This is a genomic window from Actinomadura sp. GTD37 (genome assembly GCF_041951365.1).
Taxonomy (GTDB): Bacteria; Actinomycetota; Actinomycetes; order Streptosporangiales; family Streptosporangiaceae; genus Spirillospora.
Window position 1 is genome coordinate 1,637,744 of the sequence record NZ_JBGNUS010000001.1, and the last position, 26,589, is coordinate 1,664,332.

The window sequence follows — 26,589 nt, forward strand, 5'->3', positions numbered from 1 at the left end:
CCGTGGACAAGGTCCTGCGCCTTCTCGGCATGCGCTACGCCACCGCCGCCCTCATGCTCGTCGCCGTCGCCGCCCTGTACGGGGCCGCGACGTTCTCCCGTCCGGGCGAGGCGTCCGGGCAGGGCCGTGCGGCGCCCGTCACCCACGCCGTGGTGGTCTGCCCGGGGCACGAGGGCGGGCGGCTGGCCGTCCAGTCCCTGCCCCGGAAGGGGACCGGGCGCGTGGACATGACGCCGACGAAGGGCGGCCCCCCGTTCGCGTCCATGACCGCGTCCGGGCAAGCCTGGGGCGAGGACACCAAGTCCGGCGAGGACTCCTACACCCTCCGCGCCACCGGCGCCCTCGCCGCCGGACTGGAGGCCGAGCAGACCACCCACTGGGGCGCCGGCCCCGACCGCGGCCTCGCCGGCGCCCGCTGCGCCGTCCCTGGCACCGACCTCTGGTTCATGAGCCCCGGCCCCGTCTCCGCCGACGAACTCGACCTCTACCTCACCAACGTGGACGCGCAGCCTGCGTCGGTGGACCTCAGCGCCCTGTCCGGCGAGGGGCCCCTCGACACGGCCGAGGGGCTCGCCACGCCCGTCGCGCCCTACACGACCAGGGTCGTGAAGCTCGGCGACTCAGCGGAGGGCCTCGGCGACATCGTGAAGTCCGCCGCCGACCTCACGCTGCGGGTGCGGACCACGAGCGGCCGCGTCGCCGCGTCGCTGCGCGCCCGGATCGGCGAGAAGAAGGGCATCGAGTGGCTGCCGCAGTCGGGCGGGCCCGCGACGTCCGTCCTCGTCCCGGGCGTGCCGGGCGGCGACGGGCAGCGCCGGCTGCTGGTCTCCGTCCCCGGCGACGCCGACGCCCGCATCAAGGTCCAGGTCATCACGTCGGGCGGCGCGTTCGCCCCGCAGGGGCAGGACGTCCTGGACGCCCCCGCCAAGACCGTGACGTCCGTGCCCCTCACCGGCGCGCTCTCCGGGAAGGCCGCCGCCGTCCGGCTGGTCGCGGACCGGCCCGTCCTCGCGGGCTTCGCCGCCACCCGCGGCGCCGACATCGCCTACGGCACGGCCACGGCGCCGCTCGCCGCGGCCGGCTCGGGCGTCGTCGCCGACAACCGGTTCGACTCGTCGCTGGTCCTCACCGCGCCGTACGGCGCGGCGGCCGTCCAGGTCACGACCGTCAACGCGGCGGGCCGGAGCGGCCCGCAGGAGGTCAGGGTCCCGGCCGGGCGCACCGTCGAGACCGAGCTGACCCCGCCCGGCACGGACCCGAAGGACGGGACGGCCTTCGGCGCCGTCATCACCGTGAAGCCCGGCTCGGCGCCCGTCTACGCGTCCCGCACCCTCGCCAAGGGCAAGGGCGACGGCTACCTGTTCACCATCCTGCCGATCATGCCCGCCGCGACGACCGTCCACCTTCCGGACACCGCCGACTCCCAGACCGCCCTGACGCCCGGCTGAGCGTGCGCGGGCGTGGGCCCGGGGCCCGGCTCCGCGGCGTTCAGTCGTCGGGGAAGTCGTAGCTCGGGTCGACGGACTCGGGGGAGAGGCCGAGAAGCTCGGCGACCTCCTCGACCAGCAGGTCGCGGACCAGGCGGGCGAGTTCGGCGTCGCCGGACGCGCGCGCCTCGACGGGGCGGCGGTAGACCACGATGCGCACCGCCGGGCCGTCCTCACCCGGGTCGTCCTCACCCGGGTCGGAGCCCGCCGGACGCTCGGCACCGGGCGGGGCGTGCAGAAGCGTCGCCCCGAGCGGGACGGGGCCGTCGAACCCCGGCCCGACGTCCGGGACGTCGTCGACGGCGAACTCCACGCGGGCCAGCTCCCGGCCCCAGCGCTGGACCAGCCGGCGCACCTCGTCGTCGACGAGGTCGTCGAACCGCTCCGCGCGGGTCCGCGAGACCGGCGCCTGCGGGGGCGTCAGAGGGCCACGGAGGCCACGACCGTGCCGGTCGCGGCGCCGTCCGCCTGCCACACGGGATCGCACGCGTCCAGCCTACCTCCGTGGACGCCGCCGCCCCGCGCAGAGGCCCGAGGACACGTATCGCCAGATCCCGCACGGTGAGAATTCGGGGTCGTACGGAATGTAGTTCTTACCCCGGAAATCACCCGGTAACGGCGACACGGGCGCCGGGGTGGTGGCGGAGCCGCTGGGAGGGAGGTACGGTCAGCCATCGTGAGCCCCGTCCGCACCTGCTCCCGCACCGCCTGCAAGGCGCCCGCAGTGTTCACGCTCACGTACGTCTACCGCGACTCCACTGCGGTCTTGGGGCCGCTCGCCACGTACGCAGAGCCGCACTGCTACGACCTGTGCGCGGAGCACTCCGAGCGGCTCACCGCCCCGATGGGGTGGGAACTGGTGCGGCTCCCCGTCGAGGAGGAGACCGAGCCCAGCGCGGACGACCTGGAGGCCCTCGCCGACGCCGTCCGGGAGGCCGCCAAGCCCGCCCCCGGATCGGGCCACGAACCCGTGGGCCAGGGGACGGAGATCGGCCGCCGCGGCCACCTGCGCGTACTGCGCTCCGAGCCCGCCGCCACCCAGCCCGGCCAGGACTAGCCCCAACCCGCTCCGCGGCGGATTCACCGCCGCCGCCCGGGTGATGTCGCGGCCGGTCGCGTCCGCCCTTCCCGGTAGGCTCGTGAACCCGGTTTCACGGGGCACAGGATCTCCTGGGCACACAATCTTCCGGGCACGGTTTTCGGACAGGGAGCAGGAGTGGGCGACCTCGGCAAGATCTTCAAGGCGTACGACATCCGCGGCGTCGTCCCGGACGAGCTCGACCCCGAGATCGCCGAGGCGGCCGGGGCGGCGTTCGTGCGGGTGACCGGGGCGAGCGCGATCGTCACCGCGCACGACATGCGCGAGTCGTCCGTCCCGCTGTCCGAGGCGTTCGCGCGGGGCGCCACGTCCCAGGGCGCGGACGTGATCGAGGCCGGGCTCGGCTCCACCGACCTGCTCTACTACGCCAGCGGCAGCCTCGACCTGCCCGGCGCGATGTTCACCGCGAGCCACAACCCCGCCAGGTACAACGGGCTGAAACTGTGCCGTTCCGGCGCGCGCCCGGTCGGCCGCGACACCGGCCTCGGCGAGATCCGCGAGATGATCGAGAGCGGCGTCCCCGCGTACGACGGCGAACCGGGCACCGTGTCGCGGCGGGACGTCCTCAAGGGCTACGCCGAGCACCTGAAGACGCTGGTCGACCTCACCGGGATCCGCCCGCTGAAGGTCGTCGTGGACGCGGGCAACGGCATGGGCGGGCACACCGTCCCGTCGGTGTTCGAGGGCCTGCCGATCGACCTCGTGCCGATGTACTTCGAGCTGGACGGCACCTTCCCCAACCACGAGGCCAACCCGATCGAGCCCGAGAACCTGCGCGACCTCCAGGCCAAGGTCCGCGAGACGGGCGCCGACATCGGGCTCGCGTTCGACGGCGACGCCGACCGCTGCTTCGTGGTGGACGAGCGCGGCGAGATCGTCGCCCCGTCCGCGATCACCGCGCTGGTCGCGACGCGGGAGCTGGCCAAGCACCCCGGCTCCTCGATCGTGCACAACCTGATCACGTCCAAGGCCGTCCCGGAGATCGTGTCCGAGCACGGCGGGACGCCGGTCCGCACCCGCGTCGGCCACTCGTTCATCAAGCAGACGATGGCGGAGACGAGCGCGGTGTTCGGCGGCGAGCACTCGGCGCACTTCTACTTCCGCGACTTCTGGTTCGCCGACTCCGGCATGCTCGCGGCCCTGCACGTCCTCGCCGCGCTCGGCGAGCAGGACGGGCCGCTGTCGGAGCTGCTCGGCGAGTACACCCGCTACGTCGCGTCCGGCGAGATCAACAGCGAGGTCGCCGACCAGGACGCCGCCGCCGCGAAGGTCGAGGACGCCTTCGCCGGGCGGCCCGGCGTCCAGATCGACGAGCTGGACGGGCTGACCGTGGGCGACGAGTCCGCCGGATGGTGGTTCAACCTGCGCCCGTCCAACACCGAGCCGCTGCTGCGCCTCAACGCCGAGGCCGGCGACGAGCGGACCATGGCGGCCATCCGCGACGAAGTCCTGGCCCTGGTCAGGGACAAGTGACGACAGGGTCGGGCAAGACCGACCGTAGGGAGAAGTGACGCTGCCATGACGATGAAGCTGGACTCCTGGCTGCTGGAGATCCTCGCCTGCCCGAACTGCGGTGGCGACCTGCGCGCCGACGAGGGCGCCGACGAGCTGGTGTGCACCGGTTCCTGCGGCTACGCCTACCCCGTCCGCGACGACATCCCCGTCCTGCTCGTCGACGAGGCGAGGACCCCCGCCCCGTGACAGGAGGGCTGGACCCCTCCAGGCTGGAGGCCGCCGAGGCGATCGAGGCGGCCGATCCCGGCGGGATGCTGCGGCAGGTCGCCTCGTCGGCGGCGCAGGTGCGCGAGGCGCAGCGGGCGGCGGCCGAGGCGGGCGTCGGCGGGCTGGCCGAGGACGGCCGCCCGCGCGCGGTCGTGGTCGCCGGCATGGGCGGCTCCGGCATCGCGGGCGACGTGCTCGCGGCCGTGTGCGGCGTGGGCTGCGCGGTCCCGGTGCTCACGGTGCGCGGCCACCGGCTGCCCGGCTGGGTGGGCGCGGCCGACCTGGTGATCGCGGTGTCCTCCTCGGGGAGCACCGAGGAGACCCTGGAGGTCGCCGTCGAGGCGGCCCGGCGCGGATGCAGGCTGATGTTCGTCGGCGCGGCGGAGTCGCCGCTCGCCGACCTGGCGGCGCGGACCCGCGGGCTGTTCGTCCCCGTGCGGTCGGCGGGGCAGCCGCGCTCGGCGCTGTGGGGGCTGGCGGTCCCGCTGGTCCTCGCCGCGCACGCGCTGCGCCTGGCGGACGTCCCCGGTGCGGTGCTGGAGTCCACGGCCGCGCGGCTGGAGGACGTCGCGCACCGCTGCCGTCCGTCCAGCGAGCCGTTCGTCAACCCGGCGAAGCGGATCGCGCTAGACCTGGCCGGGGACGTGCCGCTCGTGTGGGGCTCGTCCGACGTGGCGGTGGCGGCGGCGTACCGGCTGTGCGGCCAGCTCGCCAAGAACGCCAAGTACCCGGCGGTCTTCGGCGAGGTGCCGGAGACCGGCCACGGGCAGATCGCGGTGTTCGACGGCTACTTCGCGCACGGCAGCACCCCCGCCCCCACATCCTCAGGCGACGACTATTTCTTCCGCGACCGAACGGACGACCCCGAGCACGGTCTGCACCTCGTCGTCCTGCGGGACGTGGAGGAGCATGACCGGGTGCGCAGGCGCTGCGAGGCGTCCGTCGCGATGGCGCGCGACCGGGGCGTCGCGGTCACCGAGGTCCGCGCCGAGGGCGAGCATCCCCTGGAGAGAATCGCGACACTGATCGCCCTGGCGGACTATGTCACGGTTTACTTGGCTATCGCACTGGGCGTGGATCCGACGCCCGTGCCTGCCGTTGACGAGCTCAAAGCGAGGATTACGTAGATGAGTGCTGAGGGTGGAACAAAGGCCATCGTCGCCGCGCTGGCCGCCAACCTCGGGATCGCGGTGTCCAAGGCCGTCGCGTTCGCGTTCACCGGTTCGTCGTCGATGCTGGCGGAGTCGATCCACTCGGTGGCCGACTCCGGGAACCAGGGCCTGCTGCTGATCGGCCGCAAGCGGTCCGAGCGCGACCGGACGCCGGAGCACCCGTTCGGCTACGGCCGCGAGCGCTACTTCTACGCGTTCGTCGTCGCGGTCGTCCTGTTCACCGTCGGTTCGGCGTTCTCGCTGTACGAGGGCTACCACAAGATCTCCCACCCGGAGGAGGTCAAGTCCCCGATCTGGGCGTTCGCCGTGCTGATCGTCGCGATCGTGCTGGAGACGTTCTCCTTCCGCACCGCGATCAAGGAGTCGAACCAGGTCCGGGGCGGCCAGTCCTGGTGGGCGTTCATCCGCCGCGCCAAGGCGCCCGAGCTGCCGGTCGTCCTGCTGGAGGACCTCGCGGCCCTGGTCGGCCTGTTCCTCGCGCTGTTCGGCGTCTCGATGGCCGTGGCCACCGGCGACGGCGTCTGGGACGGCGTCGGCACGGTCGCGATCGGCGTGCTGCTCGGCGTGGTCGCGACGATCCTGGCGATCGAGACCAAGAGCCTGCTGATCGGCGAGGGCGTCGACCCCGCGACCGAGCAGCAGATCGTCGAGGCGCTGGAGTCGGTGGAGGAGGTCGCCCGCCTGATCCACATCAGGACCGAGTACCTCGGCCCGGAGGCGCTGCTGATCGCCGCGAAGATCGCCGTCTACCACGACGACACGGCCGCCGAGGTGGCGCGGGGCATCGACGCGGCCGAGGCGAAGATCCGGGCGCAGTTCCCCGAGGCGAAGCTGATCTACCTGGAGCCGGCGCTGGACGAGGCGTCCCGCAAGGGTGTCACGGACGCGGAGAGCGCCCCGGAGGCGCCGGCGTCGTCCTGACCGTCCACGGCCCGCCTCTGGCCCACCTCAGGAACATGGGAACCCCTCGCCGGACGGCCGCCGCACTGCCGGCCGTTCCCCAGCCCAGGCGAGACCGGCGATGCCTCCGCGGAGGCGGATCGCGGCCGTCCGGCGAGGTGCTTCCCATGCCTCCCCGCCCGGACCCCTGAAACCGGACGGTTCTGGTGTGACCGCGGTGGCGCCGCCGAACCCCCTACGCCGGCGACGGCCACCGTCGCGGTCACGATTAAGACATTACGTTCGCGGTCCTCACCTGTACGTCCCCCTCAAGGAGGGAACCCGCGTCGTACTCCAGGTGGACCCGCCTCCTCCCTATACATCCGCGCGGTGAGGTGACTTCGCTCCGCAGCGGTCAGTATTGAGGGGTGATTCCCGATGACAAGGCCCGGACCGGACCCGGCCCCGCGGGGTTCGGCCCAGCCGTCGCGCACCACGCGTGGCGGCTGTCCGGCCGGATCGTGGCGGGCGTCGGCCAGCTGCTGCTGTGGATCCTCACCGGTATCGGGACGTTGCTGCGTCCCCTGGCGGTGCGGCTCGGCGCTCGGCTGACCGGCGGCGCGGGACGGCGCCCGGCGCCCGGCACGCCCGGCATGCCGGGGGCGGCGGGCCCGACGGCGCCGCTGCCCCGGTGGATCAACACCTGGCGGGAGGTCGTCGGCTCCTGGTACTTCGCCCCGCTGACCGGCTTCGCGCTGACCATCGCCGCGCTGGCCGAGCTGGCGCCCCGCGTCGACTCCCCGCTCAGCCTCGCCGGCGGGTTCGCGGTCGCGGCGACGCTCCCGCTCGTCTGGCGCCGGGAGAACCTGCGCCCGGTCGCCGCCGTCGTGCTCAGCGCGGTCGCGGCGAGCCTGCTCACCGGGCAGATCCTGCTCGTCACCACGAGCTTCGCGGCGCTCTACACGCTGTACGCGCTGGGACGGCGGCTGCCGCGCCAGTCCACCGGCGTCCTCGCGATCGGCAGCGTCGCCACGATCGCCGTCGTCTACCTCGCCGCCGGGACGCTCGACGAGATCCCGTGGCCCGCGCCGATCGTCGCCGTCCTCGCCGCCATCGGGCTCGGCGACGCGCGGCGCGTCGTCGAGTCCGCCGGGCGGACGGAGGCCGCGGCCGCCGAGCGCACCAACGAGACCCTCACCCGGCTCACCGCCGTCCAGCGGGAGCAGGCCGTCATGCGGGAGCGGGCCCGCATCGCCCGCGAGCTGCACGACGTCGTCGCGCACTCCGTCTCCATGATCGCGGTGCAGGCGGAGACCGCCCCGTACACGATGGAGGACCTGTCGGCCGAGGCCCGCGCCGGCTACACCGAGATCGCCAAGACGGCGCGGGAGGCGCTGGTGGAGATGCGGCGGCTGCTCAGCGTGCTGCGCGCCGACGCCAAGCCCGAGCCGGACGCGGCGAACTCCCCGCAGCCGCGGCTCGACCGGCTGCCCGACCTGATCGAGCAGCACCGCGGCGCGGGCGGGCACGTCGACCTCGCCGTCCACGGCGACCCGCGCGGGCTGTCCACGACGGTCGAGCTGTCGGCGTACCGGATCGTCCAGGAGGCGCTGACGAACGCGCGGCGGCACGCGCCCGGCGCGGGCGTCCACGTCGACCTGATGTTCATGGCGGACCGGCTGGAGGTCCGCGTCCGCGACGACGGCGCGTCCGCGCGGACGCAGGTGCTGAACCGGGACGGCCCCCGTCCCCGTACCGCGATACTGGACCCCGCGGGCCCGACCCTCGACGATGGAGGCGCGGACGGGCGCACCCGGCTGGAGTCGCCGGAGTCCGGTGGCGGACACGGGCTCGTCGGGATGCGGGAACGTGCGACCATGCTGGGCGGGCGGTTCTCCGCCGGGCCGGCCGCCGAGGGCGGGTTCCTGGTGGAGGCCGAGCTTCCGCTGACGAGGGAGGGGAATTCCCACCGTGGACACGGTTCGCAGGCGCCCCCCGGGCATCGCCCCTGACCGCCGCGCCGCAGTTCCGGGACGGCTCCGGTGATCAACGTGCTGGTCGTGGACGACCAGACGATCGTGCGGGCCGGGTTCGCCGCCCTGCTCGCCGCGCAGGACGACATCACCGTCGTCGGCGAGGCCGGCGACGGCCGCGAGGCGGTCGTGCTCGCCTCGCGGACCCGTCCCGACGTCGTCGTCATGGACATCCGGATGCCCGGCATGGACGGCATCGAGGCCACCCGCCGGATCCTCGCCCTCCCCGGTGCCGAGAGCGTCCGCGTGCTGGTGCTGACGACGTTCGACGTGGACGAGTACGTCTACGAGGCGCTCGCCGTCGGCGCCAGCGGCTTCCTGCTGAAGGACGCGACGGCCGACGAGCTCGTCTCCGCCGTCCGGGTGGTGGCGCGGGGCGACTCGCTGCTGGCCCCGCAGGTGACCGGGCGGCTCATCCGCGAGTTCACCAAGCAGCGCCGGAACCGGCCGCAGGCCCCGGCGGAGCTGGCGACGCTGACCGCCCGGGAGACCGAGGTCCTCGTGCTGATCGCGGGCGGCCTGTCCAACGGGGAGATCGCCCGGCGCCTCGTGGTCAGCGAGCACACCGTGAAGACGCATGTGGCGCGCGTCTTCACCAAGCTGGGCCTGCGCGACCGCGCGCAGGCCGTGATGCTCGCCTACGAGTCGGGCGTGGTGGTCCCGGGCGAGAACGCCGCGAACTAGCCGCAGACTGGGGCGGATCGCGGTGGTCAGCGCCGGCGCAGCAGGCGCATCGCCTTCTCCTTCTCGAAGTCGAGCGCGCGGGCCGGCGGCGCGGACAGCCGTCCGATGCGCTCGCCGAGTTCGCGCACGTGCGCCTGCACCTGCGGCTCGGCCAGGACGCGCACTCCGAACGCGAGCTCGGCCGGGCCGATGTCGTAGCGCTTCTCCAGGGCGAGGGCGAGCGCGACGGCCCGCAGCTCGGCCTCGCCGAACCGCCGGTGGCCGTTCCCGCGCCTGGTCAGGGCCGCGTCGCGGGTGACGGGCAGCAGCCCGAGGGCCTCGCGGTAGCGGAGCATGCGGGGCGAGGTGCCGAGCCGCCGGGCGGCCTCCGTGATGCGCATGGAGCAATTCTGACAAATTCGTGTTAGGAAGTCGCCCTCGGGCGTGCCTTGGCGCCTCGGCCGCCCGTAGACTCGCGGCGTTGACGCGGCCCGCAGGCGCCCGTCAAGGACTCGCGTACCGGCCCGCACACGCCGACCGCGCGCCATCGACCCAAGGGAGCACGAACGCATGGACTACAAGGTCGCCGACCTGTCGCTGGCCGATTTCGGGCGGCGGGAGATCCGGCTCGCCGAGCACGAGATGCCGGGCCTGATGGCGGTGCGCGCGGAGTACGCCGCCGCCCAGCCGCTGCGCGGCGCCAAGATCATGGGCTCGCTGCACATGACGATCCAGACGGCCGTGCTGATCGAGACGCTGGTCGACCTCGGCGCCGACGTCCGCTGGGTGTCCTGCAACATCTTCTCCACGCAGGACCACGCCGCCGCCGCGATCGTCGTCGGCAAGGACGGCACCGCCGACGCCCCGAAGGGCGTCCCGGTGTTCGCGTGGAAGGGCGAGACGCTCGAAGAGTACTGGTGGTGCACCGACCAGGCCCTGCAGTGGCCGGACGGCACCGGCCCGAACATGATCCTCGACGACGGCGGCGACGCCACCATGCTCGTCCTCAAGGGCGTCGAGTACGAGAAGGCGGGCGCCGTGCCGACCGCCACCGAGGACGACCCCGAGGAGCTGGGCATCGTCCTCGACACCCTGCGCCGCACGATCGCCGAGAAGCCCGGCCGCTGGACCGAGACCGCCGCCGCGATCAAGGGCGTCACCGAGGAGACCACCACCGGCGTCCACCGCCTCTACGAGATGGCGAAGGCCGGCACGCTCGCGTTCCCGGCGATCAACGTCAACGACTCGGTCACCAAGTCGAAGTTCGACAACAAGTACGGCTGCCGGCACTCCGTCATCGACGGCCTGAACCGCGCGACGGACGTGCTGATCGGCGGCAAGGTCGCCGTCGTGTGCGGCTACGGCGACGTCGGCAAGGGCTGCGCGGACGCGCTGCGCGGCCAGGGCGCCCGCGTCATCGTCACCGAGATCGACCCCATCTGCGCGCTCCAGGCCGCGATGGACGGCTTCCAGGTCACCACCCTGGACGACGCTGTCGAGATCGCCGACATCTTCGTGTCGACCACCGGCAACTTCAACATCATCACGGCCGCCCACATGGCGCGGATGAAGCACCAGGCGATCGTCTCCAACATCGGCCACTTCGACAACGAGATCGACATGGCCGGCCTCGCCAAGACCGACGGCATCGAGAAGATCGAGATCAAGCCGCAGGTGCACGAGTGGCGCTTCGCCGACGGCCACTCGATCATCGTCCTCGCCGAGGGCCGCCTGATGAACCTCGGCTGCGCCACCGGCCACCCGTCGTTCGTGATGTCCAACTCGTTCACGAACCAGGTCATCGCGCAGATCGAGCTGTTCACCAAGACCGACGAGTACCCGGTCGGCGTCTACGTCCTGCCGAAGCACCTGGACGAGAAGGTCGCCCGCCTCCACCTTGACGCCCTCGGCGTCAAGCTCACCGAGCTCACCAAGGAGCAGGCCGACTACATCGGCGTCCACGTGGAGGGCCCCTACAAGCCCGACCACTACCGGTACTGAGTTCATTTGTTCTGCTGGGCGGGCGGGGCGCCGCGGCCCCCGGCCGCCCAGACAGAACGTGCGATTGCCGCATCGCTCCGTCTCGCCTAGCGGCTCGCTGCGCGATCAGGATCTCGCGGGCTCGATCCCGCCTTCGGACGCGATCGCGGCGCTCGGGGTCGGCGGTGGCTGGTGTAGTTGCGCATGAGGGAGCAGATGAGCGATATCGCGGACGGTTCGCTGGCCTACGAGGGCGTGAAGCGGATCGGGTGGGCCGACCGGAGCATGCCCGTGCTGCGGCAGATCCGGGAGCGGTTCGCCGAGGAGCGGCCGCTGGAGGGGCTCAAGATCGCGGCGTGCATGCACGTCACGACCGAGACCGCCGGGCTCATCCGCACGCTCCAGGCGGGCGGCGCCAGTGTCGCGCTGGCGGCGTCCAATCCGCTCTCCACGCAGGACGACACCGCCGCGGCGCTCGTCCACGAGTACGGGGCCGAGGTCTTCGCGCGCGCGGGCATCGACCGCGAGGGGTACTACGTCCACATCGACAAGGTTCTGGAGACCGGGCCCGACCTCGTGCTGGACGACGGCTGCGATCTGGTCAACACGCTCCACGTCGAGCGCACGGACCTGCTCGGCACCGTCAAGGCGGGGTGCGAGCAGACGACGACCGGTGTCATCCGGCTGCACCAGATGGCGCTGGAGGGCGCGCTGAGGTTCCCCATGGTCGCGGTCAACGACACCGACACGAAGCACATGTTCGACAACCGCTATGGGACCGGCCAGTCGACGCTGGACGGAATCGTGCGCGCGACGAACACGCTGCTGGCGGGCAAGACCATCGTCATCGCGGGCTTCGGATACTGCGGGCGCGGCCTGGCCGAGCGGGCACGGGGGCTGGGCGCCCGTGTGGTCGTCACTGAGATCGACCCCGTGAAGGCGCTGGACGCGGCGTTGCAGGGTTTCTCCGTCCTGCCCATGGCCGAGGCCGCCGTGGACGGCGACGTGTTCATCACCGTCACCGGTAACCGCGACGTCGTGAACGGCGCCCACCTCGCCGTGATGAAGGACGGCGCCATCCTCGCGAACTCGGGCCACTTCGACGTCGAGATCGACGTGCGGGCGCTCAGCGACATGGCGGTCGAGGTCCATCGGGGGGTCCGGCCCCAGACGGATGAGTACGTGCTGTCCGACGGACGACGTCTCGTCCTGCTCGCCGAGGGCCGCTTGGTGAACCTGGCCGCCGCTGAGGGCCATCCTGCCGCCGTGATGGACATGTCCTTCGCCGACCAGGCCCTGACGTGCGCGTGGCTCGCGAAGTCGCACGCGACGCTGTCCCCGGCCGTCCACGAGGTGCCGAAGGACATCGACACGGAGGTGGCGCGCCTCAAGCTGGCGTCGATGTCCATCTCCATCGATCTGCTGACCCCGGACCAGGAGGACTACCTCCACTCCTGGCGCATCGGCTCCTGATGCCCGCCGGGACGTACCTGCACCTTGCGGAGGGGTTCGCGGAGCGCTTCCAGTGCGCGCCCGGCCCCGGCGGCTGGCGCTACACGTCCCGGCGGGACGACGGCGTCCGCGTCGACCTCGTCGTGGACGCGCGGTGGCGGCAGATCCGCGTCGAACTCGTCACGCCCGGCTGGTGGCTGCGCGGCGGCCTGACCGGACCCGAACTGGCGTGGGTGCGCGGGGCCGGGGAGACCGGCACCGAGCACGGCGAGCGCGCAGCCGGATTCGTGACCGATTCGCCGGGGTTTCTGGTGGCGATCGCGCATTCGCTGAAGCTGGACCGGGGAGCGCAGACCGACGTCCGCCTCGTCCAGGTGAGCGGGACGTCCCTTTCGGCGTTGACGACCATGTGGCGCTGGCGCCATACCGGGACGTCCGCCTACGAGACGGAGACCGAGCCGCTGCCCGTCTCGGAGTACGCGGTCACCGACCTGGCCACGGGCGAGATCGAGACGCTCCACGTGTCCGGCGACGTCCTCCTGGCCGCCCCGGGGGTCGAGCTGACCGAGCTGGAGTCCCCGCCCAACCTCCGCGCCTGACACGGGCCGTCACCGACGTCCGCGGCGTGAACGAGGCGTGCGTCCGCAACCTCAAGGGCCCGCACCCTGGCGCGGGCGAGAAGCTCCGCTCCCTGCCCGGCTAAGGCCCGACTGTGACGGTGTGGGACGCCGTGCCGGGGTCGGCCCACACCGAGAGGACGTGGCGGGAGGCGTCCCAGTGCGTCCGCCACGTTCCGTCGGGGTCGGTGGACGTGACCTTGGGGGTGGCCGGGAACCATATCTCCGTGGGTCCGGTCACGCCGGCCTTGTTGCGCCAGGTGACGGTGAGGGTGTCCGAGGCGTAGGCGACCTTGGCGAGGGTGCCCGCGACGGCGCGCGGATAGGGGCGGGCCAGCAGTTCGGTGAAGAGGGTCGGCCTGCCGTCCCCGTCGACGACGCCGCCCGAGCCCCGGTCGTTCGACCAGTACGCCCAGCCGATGCCCAGCTCGTCCGCCATGGAGAGCCAGTCGCCGGTGAAGTCGGCCGCGCCCGGGGCGCCCTGCCCCATGCCGCCGACCTCGCCGAGCCACATCGGGGTGTTGAGGCGGCGCGCGGCGGCGGGCATGTTCCGCTTCCAGAGCGCGAACTGCGCCTGGACGAGCAGCTTCGCCACTCCGTCGTAGGAGCCGCCCAGGTCGACCCCACCGGGATAGAAGTGCGGCGCCAGAACGATGCGCGGCGTACCCGGACGTGGGTCGCGAACCGTTCCGAGCGACGTCTCCGCCCCTTCGTTGGGTCCGAGGGCCTGCGGCTCGACGAACACCCAGTTGTCGCCGTCCACCTCGCGGATCGCGTTGACGATCCCCTGGTAGAACGGCGTCAGGATGGGCCCTTCGAAGAAGCCGAACTGCCTCGTCCCGCCGAACGGCTCGTTCATGAGGTCGTAGCCCAGGACGGCGGGGTCGTCCGCGAAGCGCTTCGCGACGTGCTTCCACATCGCGGTGTAGTGCTGCATCAGTTCCGGATGCTTGCCGGTGTTGTTCCAGAAGTTGTCGTAGGCGCGCAGGACGGCCGGTTGCAGATAGGTGAGCACCCAGGGGTCCTGCGGGGTGCAGGGCAGCCCGTCGGTGAAGGTCGCCCACGCCGGGGCGCCGTTGCCCGAGCCCTCACAGGCGGCCGGGCCGTAGATGTCCTGATGCATGTCGAGGATGACGTGCATCCCCTGTTCGCGGTACCAGGCCACGCGTTCGGCGACGTCGTCCAGATATGCGTCGTCGTACTGACCGGCCGCAGGTTCGACGTTCTTCCACTGGATCAGGTATCGCACGGAGTTCGTGCCAAGGTCGCGGGCCTCGCGGACGATGTCGTCCCGGCTGACCCAGGGAAGCCCGTCCGGCCCCTTGGCGCTGCCGGCCGTGTTGAGCCCGTGCAAGACGAGCGTCCGGCCCTGGTCGTCGGTGATGGCGGGGAGCGGCGCGGGATCGGCGTGCGCCGGGGACACCACGACCAACGCGGGGGCCACGGTGAGCGCCGCCAGAGCGACCCGGCCGAGGGCAGTACGGACGCGCATCCCGCCTCCAAAACCCGAAACTTCTTCGGACATTAGAAGCAGCGTGAAGCCCCGGGAAGCCACAGAAGTTCACAACGAACGCGCCGGACCACGTCCGTGATTGCCAACGGTCCGCGTCAGCGGCCAGGCGGGTACGGGGGCTGTTGCGGGGGTGGGGGAGGGGGTGTGTTCAGGACGTTCTGGTACGGCCCCGCGCCGTAGTTGGGAGGCGGGAGGAACTGCGGCTGGCCCGGCGCGGGGGCGCTGAACCGCGGCGGAGGCGGCGGGCCCGGCCGGACGGGGCCGGCGGCCGCGGGCGGCCCGGCCATCGCCATCGCCGGAACCGGCGCCGGTGCCGAGCCGGGCGGGCCCCACGCGGGCAGGCCCAGTCGCCGCATCCGCCGCGCCCAGCGCTCCGCGAGCCGCACCTCCTCGCGGTGCCGGCGCTCGGCGAGCACCGCCGACAGCAGGATCTCCGGCCGCACCCCCGGCGGCGGGGGCGGGCTGATCACCTCGACGACCTGCGCGGCGATCCGCACGCCCAGCGAGTCGCGCACCTCGGGCAGCAGCTCCCAGAACCGCGACAGGTACTGCCGGGCCGTCATCGCCAGCTCGTCCGACAGCATCGAGATCTCCAGCGTCCGGGCCCACCAGGCGAGCTGCGGCGGCATCACCGCGACCGGGCCGAACAGCGCCGACGCCGGGGCGCGCTCCTGGATGACGATCGTCCCGGCGAACAGGTCGCCGAGCCGCTTGCCGCGCCGGTTGCAGAACGAGGTGATCAGCGCGGGGGAGCCGTAGAACGTCCAGAACTCGATGAACCCGGCCAGCGCCCGCACGAGGGCCTGCCGGAACCGGACCGGCCCGCCGTCGTCGCCGACGACGCGCAGCCCGACGGCCATCTTGCCGAGCGTCCGGCCGCGCAGCAGCGTCTCGAACAGGCACGGGTAGCCGACGAGGACGGCGACCATGGCGAGCAGCGACAGCCCGACCGTCCACGCCTCGTCCGCGACGAGCGAGGTCATCGCGGTGAGGTAGAGGACGATGTAGAGCGCCACGCCCTGGAAGATCAGGTCGAGCAGGAAGGCGCAGCCACGGCTGGCCAGCCGCGCGACGCGGATGTCGAGCGCGACGGCCTCGCCGGTGACGAGTTCGGCCATGTCCTGCTCCTCCTGTGCCGGGGGTAAGTCCATTTTGCCGGTCCGGTAAGCCGACACGTTAGTCTCGCCGGGTGGACGTCGACGCCTATGTGGCCGCGCACAACGCCGAGTGGCGGCGCCTGGAGCAGCTCATCAACCGCAGGCGCAGGCTGAGCGGCGCCGAAGCGGACGAACTGGTCGAGCTGTACCAGCGGACCACCACGCACCTGTCCGTCGTCCGCTCCAGTTCGCCCGACCCCCAGCTGGTGGGCCGGCTGTCGTCGCTCGTGGCGCGCGGCAGGGCCACGGTGGCCGGGGCCCAGGCGCCGCTCTGGCGGGACGTCACCCGCTTCGCGACGGTGTCGTTCCCGGCGGCCGCGTACCGGATGAAGTGGTGGTGGCTGGGCAACGCCGTCCTCGGCAACCTGCTCGCCCTCGCCCTGGCGATCTGGGTCGTCCACAGCCCGGAGGTGCAGGCGAGCATCGCGACGCCGGACGAGATCCGCGAGCTGGTCGACCACGACTTCGCGAACTACTACACCGAGCATTCGGCGGCGTCGTTCGCGTTCCAGGTCTGGGTGAACAACGCGTGGGTGTCGGCGATCGCGCTGATGTTCGGAATCCTGCTCGGCATCCCGACCGTGTACGTCCTGCTGATGAACCAGGTCAACCTCGGCCTGACGGCCGGGCTGATGTTCGCCAACGGCAAGGGCGACGTGTTCTTCGGGCTGATCCTGCCGCACGGCCTGCTGGAGCTCACCGCCGTGTACCTGGCCGTCGCGGGCGGCCTGAAGCTCGGCTGGACGATCATCGACCCCGGCCCGCGCCGCCGCGGCCAGGCCCTCGCCGAAGAGGGGCGCGCCGCCGTCAGCATCGCCATCGGGCTGATCGCGGTGCTGCTCGTGTCCGGTCTGATCGAGGGCTTCGTGACCGGCTGGGTGCACGTCACGTGGCTGCGCATCGCGATCGGCGTCGTCGCGGAGGTCGCGTTCCTCAGCTACGTGATCGTCCTCGGCCGCCGCGCGACCCGCCAGGGCGAGACCGGCGACGCCGAACTGCGCCCCGACCTGGCCCCCGTCGCCGGCTGACCCGCTCAGAGCCGGCCCGCCGCCTTGAGCGCGAGGTAGGCGTCGGCGAGGGCGGGGGCGATCTCGTCCGGCGGGGCGTCCACGACCTCGACGCCGTGGCCGCGCAACTCGGCGGTGAGGCGGCGGCGCTCGGCGCGGGCCCGTTCGGCGGCGGCCGCGTCGTACACGGCCGCGAGGTCGCCGCGCGCGGCCGCCATCTCGCCGACCCGCGGGTCCGACACGGCGGCGATCATCACCAGGTGCCGGGCGGTGAGCTGCGGCAGCAGCGGCAGCAGCCCCTCCTCGATCGCGGCCGTGTTCAGCTCGGTCAGCAGCACCACCAGGCACCGCTGGCGGACGCGCGCCATCAGCGTCGACACCATCCCGGCGGCGTCGCATTCGAGGAGCTCCGGCTCCAGCGGCGCCATGGCGTGCACCATCGCGGGCAGCAGGTCCGTCCGGGACGCGCCCTCCACGCGGGCGCGGACGCGCCGGTCGTAGGCGAGCAGGTCGACCCGGTCGCCGGCGCGGGACGCGAGCGCGCCGAGCAGCAGCGCCGCGTCCATCGAGCAGTCCAGCCGGGGGATGTCGCCGACGCGGCCGGCGGACGTGCGGCCGGTGTCGAGCACCAGGTAGATGCGCCGGTCGCGCTCGGGCCGCCACGTGCGGACGACGACGTCGCCGCGCCGCGCGGTGGCCCGCCAGTCGATGGACCGGACGTCGTCGCCGTCCACGTACTCGCGCAGCGAGTCGAACTCGGTGCCCTGCCCGCGGATCAGCGCGACGTGCGCGCCGGTCAGCTCCCGCAGCCGCGCCAGCTTCGCCGGCAGGTGGCGGCGGGACGGGAAGGCGGGCAGCGCCCGCACCGTCCAGGGCGCGGCCCGGGACAGCTGCCGCGCCGCCAGCCCCAGCGGCCCCACCGACCGGACGACGACCGTGACGGCCTTCCGGTCGCCGCGCCGCGTCGGCGTCAGCGTCATCTCGACGCGGCGGCGCTCACCGGCGGGCACGTCCACCTCGACCGTGCGGGGGGCGGCGCCCGCGCTGGGCGGCCACACGTCCCGCAGGCGGGCCTTGAGGCGCCGCCGGCCCTGGTTCTCCACGATCAGCGACACCCGGGCCGTCTCGCCGAGGCGCACGGTGGTGTCGCCCGCGCGGTGGAACCGCAGCGCGCGCACGTTCCCGGCGAGGACGAGGTCGGCCACGACGCCGAGCAGCAGGACGCCCCAGACCGCGAGCATCGCCCACCAGCTCGGCGCGAACAGCGGGACGAGCGCGCCGAGCAGGGCCAGCAGCCCCAGGCGCCCGGTCAGCGCCATCAGCGCGGTGCGGGGACGTGGGCGAGGATGCCCTCCAGCACGCCGTCGGCGGTCGCGCCCTCCAGCTCCGCCTCGGGACGCAGCTGGACGCGGTGCCGCAGCGTCGGCCTGGCCAGCGCCTTCACGTCGTCCGGCGTCACGTAGTCGCGGCCCGACAGCCACGCCCACGCGCGGGACGTCGCCAGCAACGCCGTCGCGCCGCGCGGCGACACGCCGAGCTGGAGGGACGGGGACTGGCGGGTCGCCCGGCACAGGTCCACGACGTAGGCGGCGACCTTGGGGTCGAGGTGGACGCCCCTGACGGCGGCCTGGCCCGCGGCCAGTTCGCCCGCGCCCGCGACCGGCTTCACGTCCGACAGGTCGCGCGGGTCGAACCCGGCCGCGTGCCGCTGGAGCATGGAGATCTCCTCGTCCCGCGTGGGGACGGGCACGGTCAGCTTGACGAGGAACCGGTCGAGCTGGGCCTCGGGCAGGGGGTAGGTGCCCTCGTACTCGATCGGGTTCTGCGTGGCGCACACCACGAACGGGTCGGGCAGGGGGCGCGCGGAGCCCTCCACCGAGACCTGGCGCTCCTCCATGGCCTCCAGGAGGGACGCCTGCGTCTTCGGCGGCGTCCGGTTGATCTCGTCCGCCAGGAGGAGGTTGGTGAAGACCGGACCCTGGCGGAACTCGAACTCCGACGTCCGGTTGTCGTACACGAGCGAGCCGGTCACGTCACCGGGCATCAGGTCGGGGGTGAACTGGACGCGCTTGAAATCGAGGTCGAGTGCCCGCGACAGCGTCTTGATGAGCAGCGTCTTGGCCGTGCCGGGGACGCCTTCCAGCAGCACATGGCCGCGGCACAGCAACGCGATGACGAGACCGGTCACCACGGAGTCCTGACCGACGACCGTCTTGGCGACCTCGCCGCGCAGCGCCGTCAGCGCCGCGCGGGCCGTCTCGGCCTGCCGCCGGGCCTCTTCGGACAGCGCCCCGGGCCCAGCGCCGCCGCCGGGCACGTCGTCCTTCCCGAGCTCTACAGGGGTGTTCAAGACTGCCGTACCTGCCTTTCCAGGTCGTCGAGGACGTCCGTGAGGGCGATGAGCCCGGCGTCGTCCAAGGGTTCAGGACCGTACAGGGCCGCCCCGACGTACGCCTCGTCGTACGGGGTGCGACGGGCGACCGCCGTGACGATCTCCTGCGCGGCGGAGAAGTCCTGCGCGCTGCTGCGGGGCAGCCCGAGGAGGGGGACGAGCCGTTCGCGGGCGCCCGAGCGCAGCGCGTCCGAGGCGCGGTCGCGGGCGTGCCCGGCCCGGTAGAGGCGGGCGCGGCCCTCGACCGTCTCGGCGGACCGGACGACGACGGGCAGCGCCTCCGCCACGACCGGGCCGAGGCGGCGGGCCCGCCACAGCGCCACCAGCAGCACCGCGACGAGCAGTTCGAGGAAGAACAGCTTGACGCCGAACGGCAGCAGGTCGCCGAGCGACTGCTGCCCGGCGCCCTCGCCCGCCTCCGGCAGGTCCGGGACGAGCCACACCGTCGAGGCGCCGGGCCCCGCCAGGTTCATGGCGAGCGCGGCGTTGCCCTCCTCGGCGAGCCGCCGGTTCGTCAGCGGCGCCGCCGACCCGAGGACGGTGATCGTGCTCGAACCGTTCCGCACCTGGACGACCCTGGCGCCGCCGTACTCGGTCTTGTAGCACGCGGTGCCCTGGCCGGTGACCTCGTAGGTCTCCGACTCGTGGAACGCGGCCGTCCCGGCGAGGGACGCGACCGGCAGCGCGCAGCCGGGCGCGGCGGTCTCCTCGAAGGTCGGGCCGCTGCGCCGCACCTGCGGGGCGAGCACGTCCAGCGCGGCCGCCGTCGGCCGGACGAGGAGCAGGTTCACCTGCGTGCCGCCCAGCATCCGCAGGTCGTCCTCGGTGAGCCGCTCGGTGCGCGTCACCACGACGGCGCCGCGGGGGTCGGCCAGGACGAGGGCGTCCTGCGTGTTCCGGGTGATGGTCACGGGCGAGCCGTGCTGCCCCAGGATCTCCGCGAGCGCCCGCGCGCCGTCCGGCTTCGCGGACCCGGGGTCGAGCGCGTCCGCCGGCGTCGAGGGGCGCAGCGCCGCCAGGATCACCGCGATCACGAGCATCGCGAGCAGCACGGCGACCACGCCGCGCGCCGACCGCCAGCGGCGGCCCGCGACCTGCCGCGCGGACGGCTCCGCGGGCCCGGCCTGGGGCGGGGCCTGGGTCACCACCGCGGGCCCCCTTCCTCGCCGGCCCCGGCCAGGCTGAGGTCGTCGCTCTCCAGCGGCTTCGGCTTCGTCGCCCGCAGCCGCTCGTCCAGATCCCTCATCCGCGCGTACCCCTCGGCGGTTCCCGGCCGGTCGCCGTACCAGACGTCGTCGAAGACCCGCACGCCCGCCGCCAGCTCGTCGGCCAGCTCCGGCACGGCCTCGCCCGCCTCGGCCGCCAGCTCGTCCGCGGTGCGTCCCGGCCGCGCCGACAGCACCGCCCGCTCCTCCAGGTCGCGGGCGATCGCGCGGAGCCGCTCGCGGATCGCCTCGGCCCACTGCCCGGCCGCCGCGTGCCGCTCCGCCGCGTCCCGGTGGTCGAGGGCGGTGGACGGCTCGTCGTCCAGCAGCGCGTCCGCGCGGGAGCGCGGGTTGCGGCGGCCCCACATCAGCCACGCCACCAGCGCGATCGCGATGAGCGCGATCACGACGATGATCGCGATGGACGCCCAGCCGCCGCCGCTGCCCTGCGCCTCCGGGTTCGGCGCCCGGCTGAACAGCCGCGCCAGCCACTCGGTGAACTCGCCCCACCAGCGCTCCAGCCAGGACGGCTTGTCGCGCTGGTAGATCTGCTTCTCCAGCTCGCGGCGGGCCAGCTCGCGGGCCTCGTCGCGGCCGATCGGGTCGAGGATCACGGGTTCGCTCCCGTCCACGGATGTGCCGGCACCGGCTCGGTCCGCCACAGGTCGATGAACCCGTCGTCGCGGGCGTCCGGGCCGGCCCCGCCGCCGGTGATCGCCGCGGCGGACCGCCCCCGGACGCGCAGGTCGAGGTCGAAGCCCTCGCGGCGCATCCGCCGGTCCATGTAGAGCAGGGTGATCACGCCCGCGTCGAACGGCAGCACCACCGACCAGCTCACGATCCGGCCGAGCGTGTCGACCGCCAGCGCGCCCATCGTCGCGCCGCTGCCGGACGCGTCGCCGAAGAACATCAGCTGCACGATCAGGAACGGGATGCGGAGCGCGAAGAAGCCCATGAACACGGTCACGAGCATGGCCAGCAGGAGCGTCCCGCACGTCCGGAACCAGCGGCCCTTGGAGAGCGTGACGGCCCGGCGCAGCGCGCCCGCGACCGTCTGCCGCTCCAGGACGACGGCGGGGACCGCCTGGACGAACAGGATGTACAGCCACACCATCAGGCCGATGCCGACCGGGAACCCGATGATCCCGGCGAGGACGCCGAAGACCGGATGCGCGTCCACGGCGATCAGCGCGAAGAAGGGCAGGACCGGCAGGACCAGCGCGCCCAGCGACACGCCCATGACGGCCGCGGCGGCGCCGGCCAGCCGCCCGAGCCGCGGCCGCGCGTCCCGCCACGCCTGCCGGGGCGCCATCGGCAGCCCCACCAGCTCGCGGCCCAGGATCGGCGCCACCAGCCCCGCCATCAGCAGGATCCCGAACGCCGACAGCACCAGCCCGAGCACCGTCAGCGTGACCTGCGCGCCGAGCGACTCCAGCAGGACGTCCGGGGTGACCTCGTCGCGGGCCTCGTCGCCGATGAAGAAGTACGCGGCGACCGAGCTGGTCACCTGGATCACCGTGCTGATCGCCACCGCCAGGCCCAGCGTGGTGCGCGGCCGGCGGCGGATCCCGGCGATCGCGCCGTCCAGCATCTCCGAGATGGACATGGGACGGAACGGGACGCCCCGCACCACGTCGGCGGCGTCGTCGTCGTCCCAGCCGTCCGGTCCCGGCATTCTCGGCTCCCTGCGGTTTTCCCTGGGTCTGTGAGCGGAGGTCAGGTCATCCTGTCACGGGCGACATGTCAACCTTGCGCCAGTTTCAGGAGTCACCTCTACGATTCCGAGCCGCCCAGCCGATGCGGGGGAGCCATGTACGACGCAAACGCGGGTAACCTTGCACGCCAAGGTATATCTCTCCCTGGCAAGGTGGCGCCGGAGCAACGCACCCCACTCCACCGAACCCCGACTTTGTGACGATGAGGGCCATGAGAGGACGTGTACTGGTCGTCGACGACGATCTCGCGCTCGCCGAGATGCTCGGCATCGTGCTGCGCGGGGAGGGCTTCGAGCCCTCGTTCGTCCATGACGGCGACAAGGCGCTGGAGGCGTTCCGGGAGACCCGGCCCGACCTCGTGCTGCTCGACCTGATGCTGCCGGGGGCCGACGGCATCGACGTGTGCCGGCAGATCCGCGCCGAGTCCGGCGTGCCGATCGTGATGCTGACCGCCAAGAGCGACACCGTGGACGTCGTCCTCGGCCTGGAGTCGGGCGCCGACGACTACATCGTCAAGCCGTTCAAGCCCAAGGAGCTGGTGGCCCGCGTGCGCGCCCGGCTCCGCCGCACCGACGAGCCCGCGCCCGAGACCCTGCAGATCGGCGACATCACCATCGACGTCGCCGGGCACTCGGTCAAGCGCGGCGACCGGCACATCCCGCTGACCCCGCTGGAGTTCGACCTCCTCGTCGCGCTCGCCCGCAAGCCCCGCCAGGTCTTCACCCGCGAGGTGCTGCTGGAGCAGGTGTGGGGCTACCGGCACGCGGCCGACACCCGGCTGGTCAACGTGCACGTCCAGCGGCTCCGCGCCAAGATCGAGAAAGATCCCGAGCGGCCCGAGATCGTCGTCACCGTGCGCGGCGTCGGCTACAAGGCCGGGCCCGCCTGAACCCGCCGCGTCCCCCCTCCCCGTCCCGTCCCCCCTCGCCGCTCCGTCCCCCCTGCCCGTCCCGTTCCTCGTCCCCATGACATGCCGATGAACGTCCAGTGCCCGTGCGGACCCGACCGCCGCCCCCCAGGCTCCCCATGAAGGCCGACCTGAGGAGGGCCAGGCGGTTCGTCCGGCGCGGCCTGGGCGCGCTGCGCCGCTTCCTCGCCGGCGTCGTCGGCACCGCCTACCTGCGCTGGCGCCGCTCCATCCAGATCCGCGTCGTCACGTCCACGCTGTTCATCTCCGCGATCGTGGTGGCGATCCTCGGCGCGTTCCTGATGCAGCAGATGTCGTCGGCGCTCATGGACGGCAAGGTCAAGGCGGCACGCCTCCAGCTGGACGACGGCCTGGCGCAGGTCCAGCGCGACCTGGGCAACTCCGCCGGGGACGGCAGCAGGCTCAACTCCACGATCGACCGCCTCAAGTCGCGCAGCGGCCCGTCCGGCCTCTACGAGGTCTACATCCGCGACACCAACGAGCAGTACTTCGACGGGTACACGACCAACGAACTGCGCCCGGAGAGCGTCCCCAAGCGGCTCCGCGAGGAGCTGAAGAGCGCGCCGGCGGGCTCGCGCGCCTACACCTACGGCAGGCTCTCCTACCTCGGGGGCAGGCCGGACGAGCGCGGCCTCATCGTCGGCGGCCGGACCGGCCAGTTCGAGCTGTACTACCTGTTCCCGCTGACGCAGGAGCAGCAGACCCTCACCAACGTGAGCCGCTCCCTGGCCGGAGTGGGCATCGTCCTGGTGCTGCTCTTGGCCGCCATCGCCTCGCTCGTCACGCGGCAGGTCGTCATACCGGTGCGGCTCGCCGCCCAGGGCGCGCAGCGGCTCGCCGCGGGACGCCTCGAAGAGCGCATGCGGGTCCGCGGCGAGGACGACCTGGCCCGGCTCGCCCGCTCCTTCAACGACATGGCCGCGAACCTCCAGGAGAAGATCGGCGAGCTGGAGGACCTGTCGCAGGTCCAGCGGCAGTTCGTCTCCGACGTCTCGCACGAGCTGCGCACGCCCCTGACCACCATCCGGATCGCCGCGGACATGCTCTACGAGTACCGCGACACCTTCGACGACCCCGCCGTCGGACGGTCCGCCGAGCTGCTGCAGAGCCAGCTGGAGCGGTTCGAGTCGCTGCTCGCCGACCTGCTGGAGATCAGCCGGCACGACGCGGGCGCCGCGACGCTGGACGCCGAGTCCCTCGACATGCGCGACCTCGTCCTGCGCGTCGTCGGCGACATCCAGGGCCTCGCCGAGCGCAAGGGCAGCAAGGTCGTCCTGCAGCTGCCCGGCGACCCCTGCATGGCCGAGGTCGACCGCCGCCGCGTCGAGCGCATCCTGCGCAACCTCCTCGTCAACGCCGTCGAGCACGGCGAGGGCGAGGACATCGTCATCTCCGTCGCCGCCGACCGCGACGCCGTCGCCGTCGCCGTCCGCGACCACGGGGTCGGCCTGAAACCCGGGGAGGGGCAGATGGTCTTCGACCGCTTCTGGCGCGCCGACCCCGCCCGCGCCCGCACCACCGGCGGCACCGGGCTCGGCCTGTCGATCTCCCGCGAGGACGCGCAGCTCCACGGCGGCTGGCTGCAGGCATGGGGCGAACCCGGCGCCGGCTCCCAGTTCCGCCTGTCGCTGCCCCGTGTCGCGGGCGCCGAGCTCCGCGGCTCGCCGCTGCCGCTCGTCCCGCCGGGGGCCGGCGACGCCCGCCCGCTGTTCGCGGAACTGGAGGCCGGCGAATGAGCGCCTGCCCCGGCACCCGGCGGATCACCGGCCTGCTGACGCTGGCCGTCCTCGTCCTCGGCGGCGCCGGATGCGCCACCGTGCCGAGCGGCGGGCAGGTCGTCAGCGGCAGGCCCGCCGAACGCGCCGAACGCGTCGACGACCCGTACGTCCGGCTCATCCCGGTCAAACCGCGGCCCGACTGGGGGCCCGCCGAGATCGTCTCCGGGTTCCTCGCCGCGTCCGGCAGCTTCGACGACGGCCACAAGGTCGCCAAGATGTACCTGAGCGGGCAGACGTCCTGGAACCCGGGGCTGCGCCCGTCGGTGACCGTCCTCGCGAGCCGCGTCACCGACCCGCACGTGATCAAGTCGTCCGGGAACCAGGCGACCGTCCGGATCACCGGCGAGGAGCTCGGCACCATCACCGCGGACGGCCAGTACACCGCGTCCCCGAAGAGCCTCGACGCCGCCTTCCAGCTCGCCAGGACGCCGCAGGGCGTCTGGCGCATCACCGGTCTGCCCGGCGACGAGAAGTCCGGCCTGCTGCTCACCAAGGACGACGTCGAGCGCGCGATGCGCACCGTCAACCTGTTCTTCTTCGCGCCCGACCGGCACACCCTCGTCCCGAACGGGATCTTCCTGCCGGTCGCGAACCGGCAGTCGCTGCCGACCCAGCTCGTCCAGGCCCTGCTCGCCGGGCCGACGTCCTGGCTCACCGGGTCCGTCGACAGCGCCTTCCCCGAGGGCACCCGGCTGCGCCGCACCGTCCAGATCGACAAGGAGGTCGCGACCGTCGACCTCACCAAGGAGGCCCGCGGCGGCGACGTCGGACGCATGTCGGCCCAGCTCAGCTGGACGATGCGGCAGCTGTCGGAGATCAAGCAGTGGCGGCTGCGCATCGACGGGGAGACCGTCGCCCCCGACGGCATGGACGCCACCCAGCCCATGAACGCCTGGGAGGAGAACTCGCCCGACGGCCGCCTGTCGCACGAGGGCGTCCACCAGAACGCCTACGTCGTCGGCCCGTCCGGCTTCCTCGGCACCCTGGAGGGCGACCGCGCCCAGCCCACCGTGACGGGCCCCGCCGGGCGCCTGTCCCGCCCCGCGGTCTCGCCCGGCTACCAGGAGGTCGCCGGCCTCAGCCCCGACGGGACGCAGCTGCTCGCCGCCGCCCCCGTCAGCGGCTCGCCCCCTCTGCACGTCCTGCTCACCGCGCACGCGGGCGCCCGGTTCACCGCGCCGTCCTGGAGCGGCGACGGCACCCTGTGGGTCGTGGAGAGCAGGAAGGACGAGTCGTGGCTGTGGGTGCGCCGCCCCGGCAAGGCCCCCGTCCGCGCCGCCCACTGGGGCCTCGGCGGCCGCGAGGTGCTCGCCTTCCGCGTCGCCCGCGACGGCGTCCGCGCCGCCGTGATCGCCCGCATCGACGGCCGCCCCCAAGTGCAGCTCGGCCGCATCGCCTACGACCCCGACGGCTCCCTGGACGTCGGCTCCTTCCTGCCGGTGAGCTCCGAACTCCAGGACGCCGTCGACCTCGCCTGGCGCGACTACGGCACCCTCGCCGTCCTCGGCCGCGCCAAGCGCGACTCGCAGACCCTTCCGTTCCTGATGCCGATCAGCGGCAGCGCCATCACGTCCCTGGGCGTCGGCTCCCTCGGCGAGCCCCGCACCATCGCCGCCGCCCCCGGCGCGGCGATCCTCATCGGCACCCGCTCGTCCGGCAAGGACCAGGTCTGCCGCCAGCGCTCCCCGAGCAACTCCTACAGCCCCTGGATCTGCCCCACTCCCGCCAAGGACCCCGGCTACCCCCGCTGACGGGTTATCCACAGTCGGCGGAACGCGGGACGGCGCCGG

The 26,589-nt window shown here is 73.1% G+C and carries 24 protein-coding genes; 15 read left to right on the top strand and 9 right to left on the bottom strand.

All coding sequences use genetic code 11. From position 1 onward, the window contains the following. Positions 1 to 2 precede the first annotated feature (2 nt). Complete coding sequence (locus ACA511_RS07935; protein WP_375023397.1) at positions 3 to 1,448, top strand: DUF5719 family protein; 1,446 nt, start codon at positions 3 to 5, stop codon at positions 1,446 to 1,448. 40 nt (positions 1,449 to 1,488) lie between these two features. Here ACA511_RS07935 and ACA511_RS07940 read toward each other — a convergent pair whose 3' ends face one another. Further along, positions 1,489 to 1,974, bottom strand: coding sequence for a metallopeptidase family protein (locus ACA511_RS07940; RefSeq protein ID WP_375023398.1), 486 nt, complete (start codon positions 1,972 to 1,974; stop codon positions 1,489 to 1,491). A 189-nt stretch (positions 1,975 to 2,163) separates the two neighbouring features. Here ACA511_RS07940 and ACA511_RS07945 point away from each other — a divergent pair, with 189 nt between their 5' ends. From ACA511_RS07945 to ACA511_RS07975, 7 genes are all read left to right on the top strand, one after another. After that, on the top strand, positions 2,164 to 2,544 hold the full coding sequence (locus ACA511_RS07945) for a DUF3499 domain-containing protein (RefSeq protein ID WP_375023399.1): 381 nt from the start codon (positions 2,164 to 2,166) through the stop codon (positions 2,542 to 2,544). Positions 2,545 to 2,703: 159 nt separating this feature from the next. After that, the gene (locus tag ACA511_RS07950; RefSeq protein WP_375023400.1) at positions 2,704 to 4,059 is read left to right on the top strand and encodes a phosphomannomutase/phosphoglucomutase; all 1,356 of its coding nucleotides are present in this window, start codon (positions 2,704 to 2,706) and stop codon (positions 4,057 to 4,059) included. 45 nt (positions 4,060 to 4,104) lie between these two features. Then, positions 4,105 to 4,287 (top strand): Trm112 family protein, encoded by a 183-nt coding sequence (locus ACA511_RS07955; RefSeq protein WP_138636623.1) that lies wholly within the window; start codon positions 4,105 to 4,107, stop codon positions 4,285 to 4,287. Next, complete coding sequence (locus ACA511_RS07960) at positions 4,284 to 5,435, top strand: SIS domain-containing protein (protein WP_375023401.1); 1,152 nt, start codon at positions 4,284 to 4,286, stop codon at positions 5,433 to 5,435. Before ACA511_RS07955 ends, ACA511_RS07960 begins: the two co-directional genes overlap by 4 nt. Continuing rightward, positions 5,436 to 6,401, top strand: a complete 966-nt coding sequence (locus ACA511_RS07965; protein ID WP_375023402.1) for a cation diffusion facilitator family transporter — start codon at positions 5,436 to 5,438, stop codon at positions 6,399 to 6,401. 386 nt (positions 6,402 to 6,787) lie between these two features. After that, the gene (locus tag ACA511_RS07970) at positions 6,788 to 8,371 is read left to right on the top strand and encodes a sensor histidine kinase (protein WP_375023403.1); all 1,584 of its coding nucleotides are present in this window, start codon (positions 6,788 to 6,790) and stop codon (positions 8,369 to 8,371) included. Positions 8,372 to 8,401: 30 nt separating this feature from the next. Then, complete coding sequence (locus tag ACA511_RS07975) at positions 8,402 to 9,076, top strand: response regulator (protein ID WP_375023404.1); 675 nt, start codon at positions 8,402 to 8,404, stop codon at positions 9,074 to 9,076. A 26-nt stretch (positions 9,077 to 9,102) separates the two neighbouring features. Here ACA511_RS07975 and ACA511_RS07980 read toward each other — a convergent pair whose 3' ends face one another. Then, entirely contained in the window at positions 9,103 to 9,456 is a 354-nt protein-coding gene (locus ACA511_RS07980) for a MerR family transcriptional regulator (protein ID WP_375023405.1), read from the bottom strand. Between the two features lie 169 nt (positions 9,457 to 9,625). Here ACA511_RS07980 and ahcY (ACA511_RS07985) point away from each other — a divergent pair, with 169 nt between their 5' ends. From ahcY (ACA511_RS07985) to ACA511_RS07995, 3 genes are all read left to right on the top strand, one after another. Beyond that, on the top strand, positions 9,626 to 11,056 hold the full coding sequence (gene ahcY / locus ACA511_RS07985) for an adenosylhomocysteinase (RefSeq protein ID WP_375023406.1): 1,431 nt from the start codon (positions 9,626 to 9,628) through the stop codon (positions 11,054 to 11,056). A gap of 195 nt (positions 11,057 to 11,251) precedes the next feature. Next, positions 11,252 to 12,508 (top strand): adenosylhomocysteinase, encoded by a 1,257-nt coding sequence (ahcY, locus tag ACA511_RS07990; protein WP_375023407.1) that lies wholly within the window; start codon positions 11,252 to 11,254, stop codon positions 12,506 to 12,508. After that, positions 12,508 to 13,086 (top strand): hypothetical protein, encoded by a 579-nt coding sequence (locus tag ACA511_RS07995; protein WP_375023408.1) that lies wholly within the window; start codon positions 12,508 to 12,510, stop codon positions 13,084 to 13,086. Before ahcY (ACA511_RS07990) ends, ACA511_RS07995 begins: the two co-directional genes overlap by 1 nt. A gap of 100 nt (positions 13,087 to 13,186) precedes the next feature. Here the strand turns inward: ACA511_RS07995 and ACA511_RS08000 are convergent, their stop codons facing one another. Together ACA511_RS08000 and ACA511_RS08005 are read right to left on the bottom strand one after the other, a co-directional pair. Beyond that, complete coding sequence (locus tag ACA511_RS08000) at positions 13,187 to 14,596, bottom strand: cellulase family glycosylhydrolase (protein WP_375023409.1); 1,410 nt, start codon at positions 14,594 to 14,596, stop codon at positions 13,187 to 13,189. Positions 14,597 to 14,712: 116 nt separating this feature from the next. Then, complete coding sequence (locus ACA511_RS08005; RefSeq protein ID WP_375023410.1) at positions 14,713 to 15,735, bottom strand: RDD family protein; 1,023 nt, start codon at positions 15,733 to 15,735, stop codon at positions 14,713 to 14,715. Between the two features lie 71 nt (positions 15,736 to 15,806). Here ACA511_RS08005 and ACA511_RS08010 point away from each other — a divergent pair, with 71 nt between their 5' ends. Continuing rightward, a complete protein-coding gene (locus ACA511_RS08010; RefSeq protein ID WP_375023411.1) occupies positions 15,807 to 16,802 on the top strand; it encodes a stage II sporulation protein M in 996 nt (331 codons plus the stop codon). 5 nt (positions 16,803 to 16,807) lie between these two features. On the opposite strand, the gene ACA511_RS08015 is transcribed toward ACA511_RS08010, so the two are convergent. From ACA511_RS08015 to ACA511_RS08035, 5 genes are read right to left on the bottom strand one after another with little or no spacing between them, the layout of a single operon-like run. Then, on the bottom strand, positions 16,808 to 18,100 hold the full coding sequence (locus tag ACA511_RS08015) for a DUF58 domain-containing protein (protein ID WP_375023412.1): 1,293 nt from the start codon (positions 18,098 to 18,100) through the stop codon (positions 16,808 to 16,810). Next, the gene (locus tag ACA511_RS08020) at positions 18,100 to 19,068 is read right to left on the bottom strand and encodes an AAA family ATPase (RefSeq protein ID WP_375024709.1); all 969 of its coding nucleotides are present in this window, start codon (positions 19,066 to 19,068) and stop codon (positions 18,100 to 18,102) included. Before ACA511_RS08020 ends, ACA511_RS08015 begins: the two co-directional genes overlap by 1 nt. A gap of 59 nt (positions 19,069 to 19,127) precedes the next feature. Further along, on the bottom strand, positions 19,128 to 20,321 hold the full coding sequence (locus tag ACA511_RS08025; protein WP_375023413.1) for a DUF4350 domain-containing protein: 1,194 nt from the start codon (positions 20,319 to 20,321) through the stop codon (positions 19,128 to 19,130). Then, positions 20,315 to 20,992, bottom strand: a complete 678-nt coding sequence (locus ACA511_RS08030) for a DUF4129 domain-containing protein (protein WP_375023414.1) — start codon at positions 20,990 to 20,992, stop codon at positions 20,315 to 20,317. Before ACA511_RS08030 ends, ACA511_RS08025 begins: the two co-directional genes overlap by 7 nt. After that, entirely contained in the window at positions 20,989 to 22,053 is a 1,065-nt protein-coding gene (locus ACA511_RS08035) for a hypothetical protein (RefSeq protein WP_375023415.1), read from the bottom strand. The genes ACA511_RS08030 and ACA511_RS08035 overlap by 4 nt, the downstream gene beginning before the upstream one ends. A 251-nt stretch (positions 22,054 to 22,304) precedes the next feature. Here ACA511_RS08035 and mtrA point away from each other — a divergent pair, with 251 nt between their 5' ends. The 3 genes from mtrA to ACA511_RS08050 all read left to right on the top strand — a co-directional run bounded on the left by mtrA (position 22,305) and on the right by ACA511_RS08050 (position 26,550). Beyond that, positions 22,305 to 22,982 (top strand): MtrAB system response regulator MtrA, encoded by a 678-nt coding sequence (gene mtrA / locus ACA511_RS08040; RefSeq protein WP_021598338.1) that lies wholly within the window; start codon positions 22,305 to 22,307, stop codon positions 22,980 to 22,982. A gap of 137 nt (positions 22,983 to 23,119) precedes the next feature. Then, positions 23,120 to 24,757, top strand: coding sequence for an MtrAB system histidine kinase MtrB (gene mtrB / locus ACA511_RS08045; protein ID WP_375023416.1), 1,638 nt, complete (start codon positions 23,120 to 23,122; stop codon positions 24,755 to 24,757). Beyond that, a complete protein-coding gene (locus tag ACA511_RS08050; protein WP_375023417.1) occupies positions 24,754 to 26,550 on the top strand; it encodes an LpqB family beta-propeller domain-containing protein in 1,797 nt (598 codons plus the stop codon). Before mtrB ends, ACA511_RS08050 begins: the two co-directional genes overlap by 4 nt. The last annotated feature ends 39 nt before the right edge of the window (positions 26,551 to 26,589 follow it).

Bases quoted from the DNA above. Each gene is read 5' to 3' on its own strand.
- ACA511_RS07955 (WP_138636623.1), top strand. From the start codon at position 4,105: ATGACGATGAAGCTGGACTCCTGGCTGCTGGAGATCCTCGCCTGCCCG.
- ACA511_RS07965 (WP_375023402.1), top strand. From the start codon at position 5,436: ATGAGTGCTGAGGGTGGAACAAAGGCCATCGTCGCCGCGCTGGCCGCC.
- ACA511_RS07980 (WP_375023405.1), bottom strand. From the start codon at position 9,456: ATGCGCATCACGGAGGCCGCCCGGCGGCTCGGCACCTCGCCCCGCATG.
- ahcY (WP_375023406.1), top strand. From the start codon at position 9,626: ATGGACTACAAGGTCGCCGACCTGTCGCTGGCCGATTTCGGGCGGCGG.
- ahcY (WP_375023407.1), top strand. From the start codon at position 11,252: ATGAGCGATATCGCGGACGGTTCGCTGGCCTACGAGGGCGTGAAGCGG.
- ACA511_RS07995 (WP_375023408.1), top strand. From the start codon at position 12,508: ATGCCCGCCGGGACGTACCTGCACCTTGCGGAGGGGTTCGCGGAGCGC.
- ACA511_RS08000 (WP_375023409.1), bottom strand. From the start codon at position 14,596: ATGCGCGTCCGTACTGCCCTCGGCCGGGTCGCTCTGGCGGCGCTCACC.
- ACA511_RS08005 (WP_375023410.1), bottom strand. From the start codon at position 15,735: ATGGCCGAACTCGTCACCGGCGAGGCCGTCGCGCTCGACATCCGCGTC.
- ACA511_RS08015 (WP_375023412.1), bottom strand. From the start codon at position 18,100: ATGGCGCTGACCGGGCGCCTGGGGCTGCTGGCCCTGCTCGGCGCGCTC.
- ACA511_RS08035 (WP_375023415.1), bottom strand. From the start codon at position 22,053: ATGCCGGGACCGGACGGCTGGGACGACGACGACGCCGCCGACGTGGTG.
- mtrA (WP_021598338.1), top strand. From the start codon at position 22,305: ATGAGAGGACGTGTACTGGTCGTCGACGACGATCTCGCGCTCGCCGAG.
- mtrB (WP_375023416.1), top strand. From the start codon at position 23,120: ATGAAGGCCGACCTGAGGAGGGCCAGGCGGTTCGTCCGGCGCGGCCTG.
- ACA511_RS08050 (WP_375023417.1), top strand. From the start codon at position 24,754: ATGAGCGCCTGCCCCGGCACCCGGCGGATCACCGGCCTGCTGACGCTG.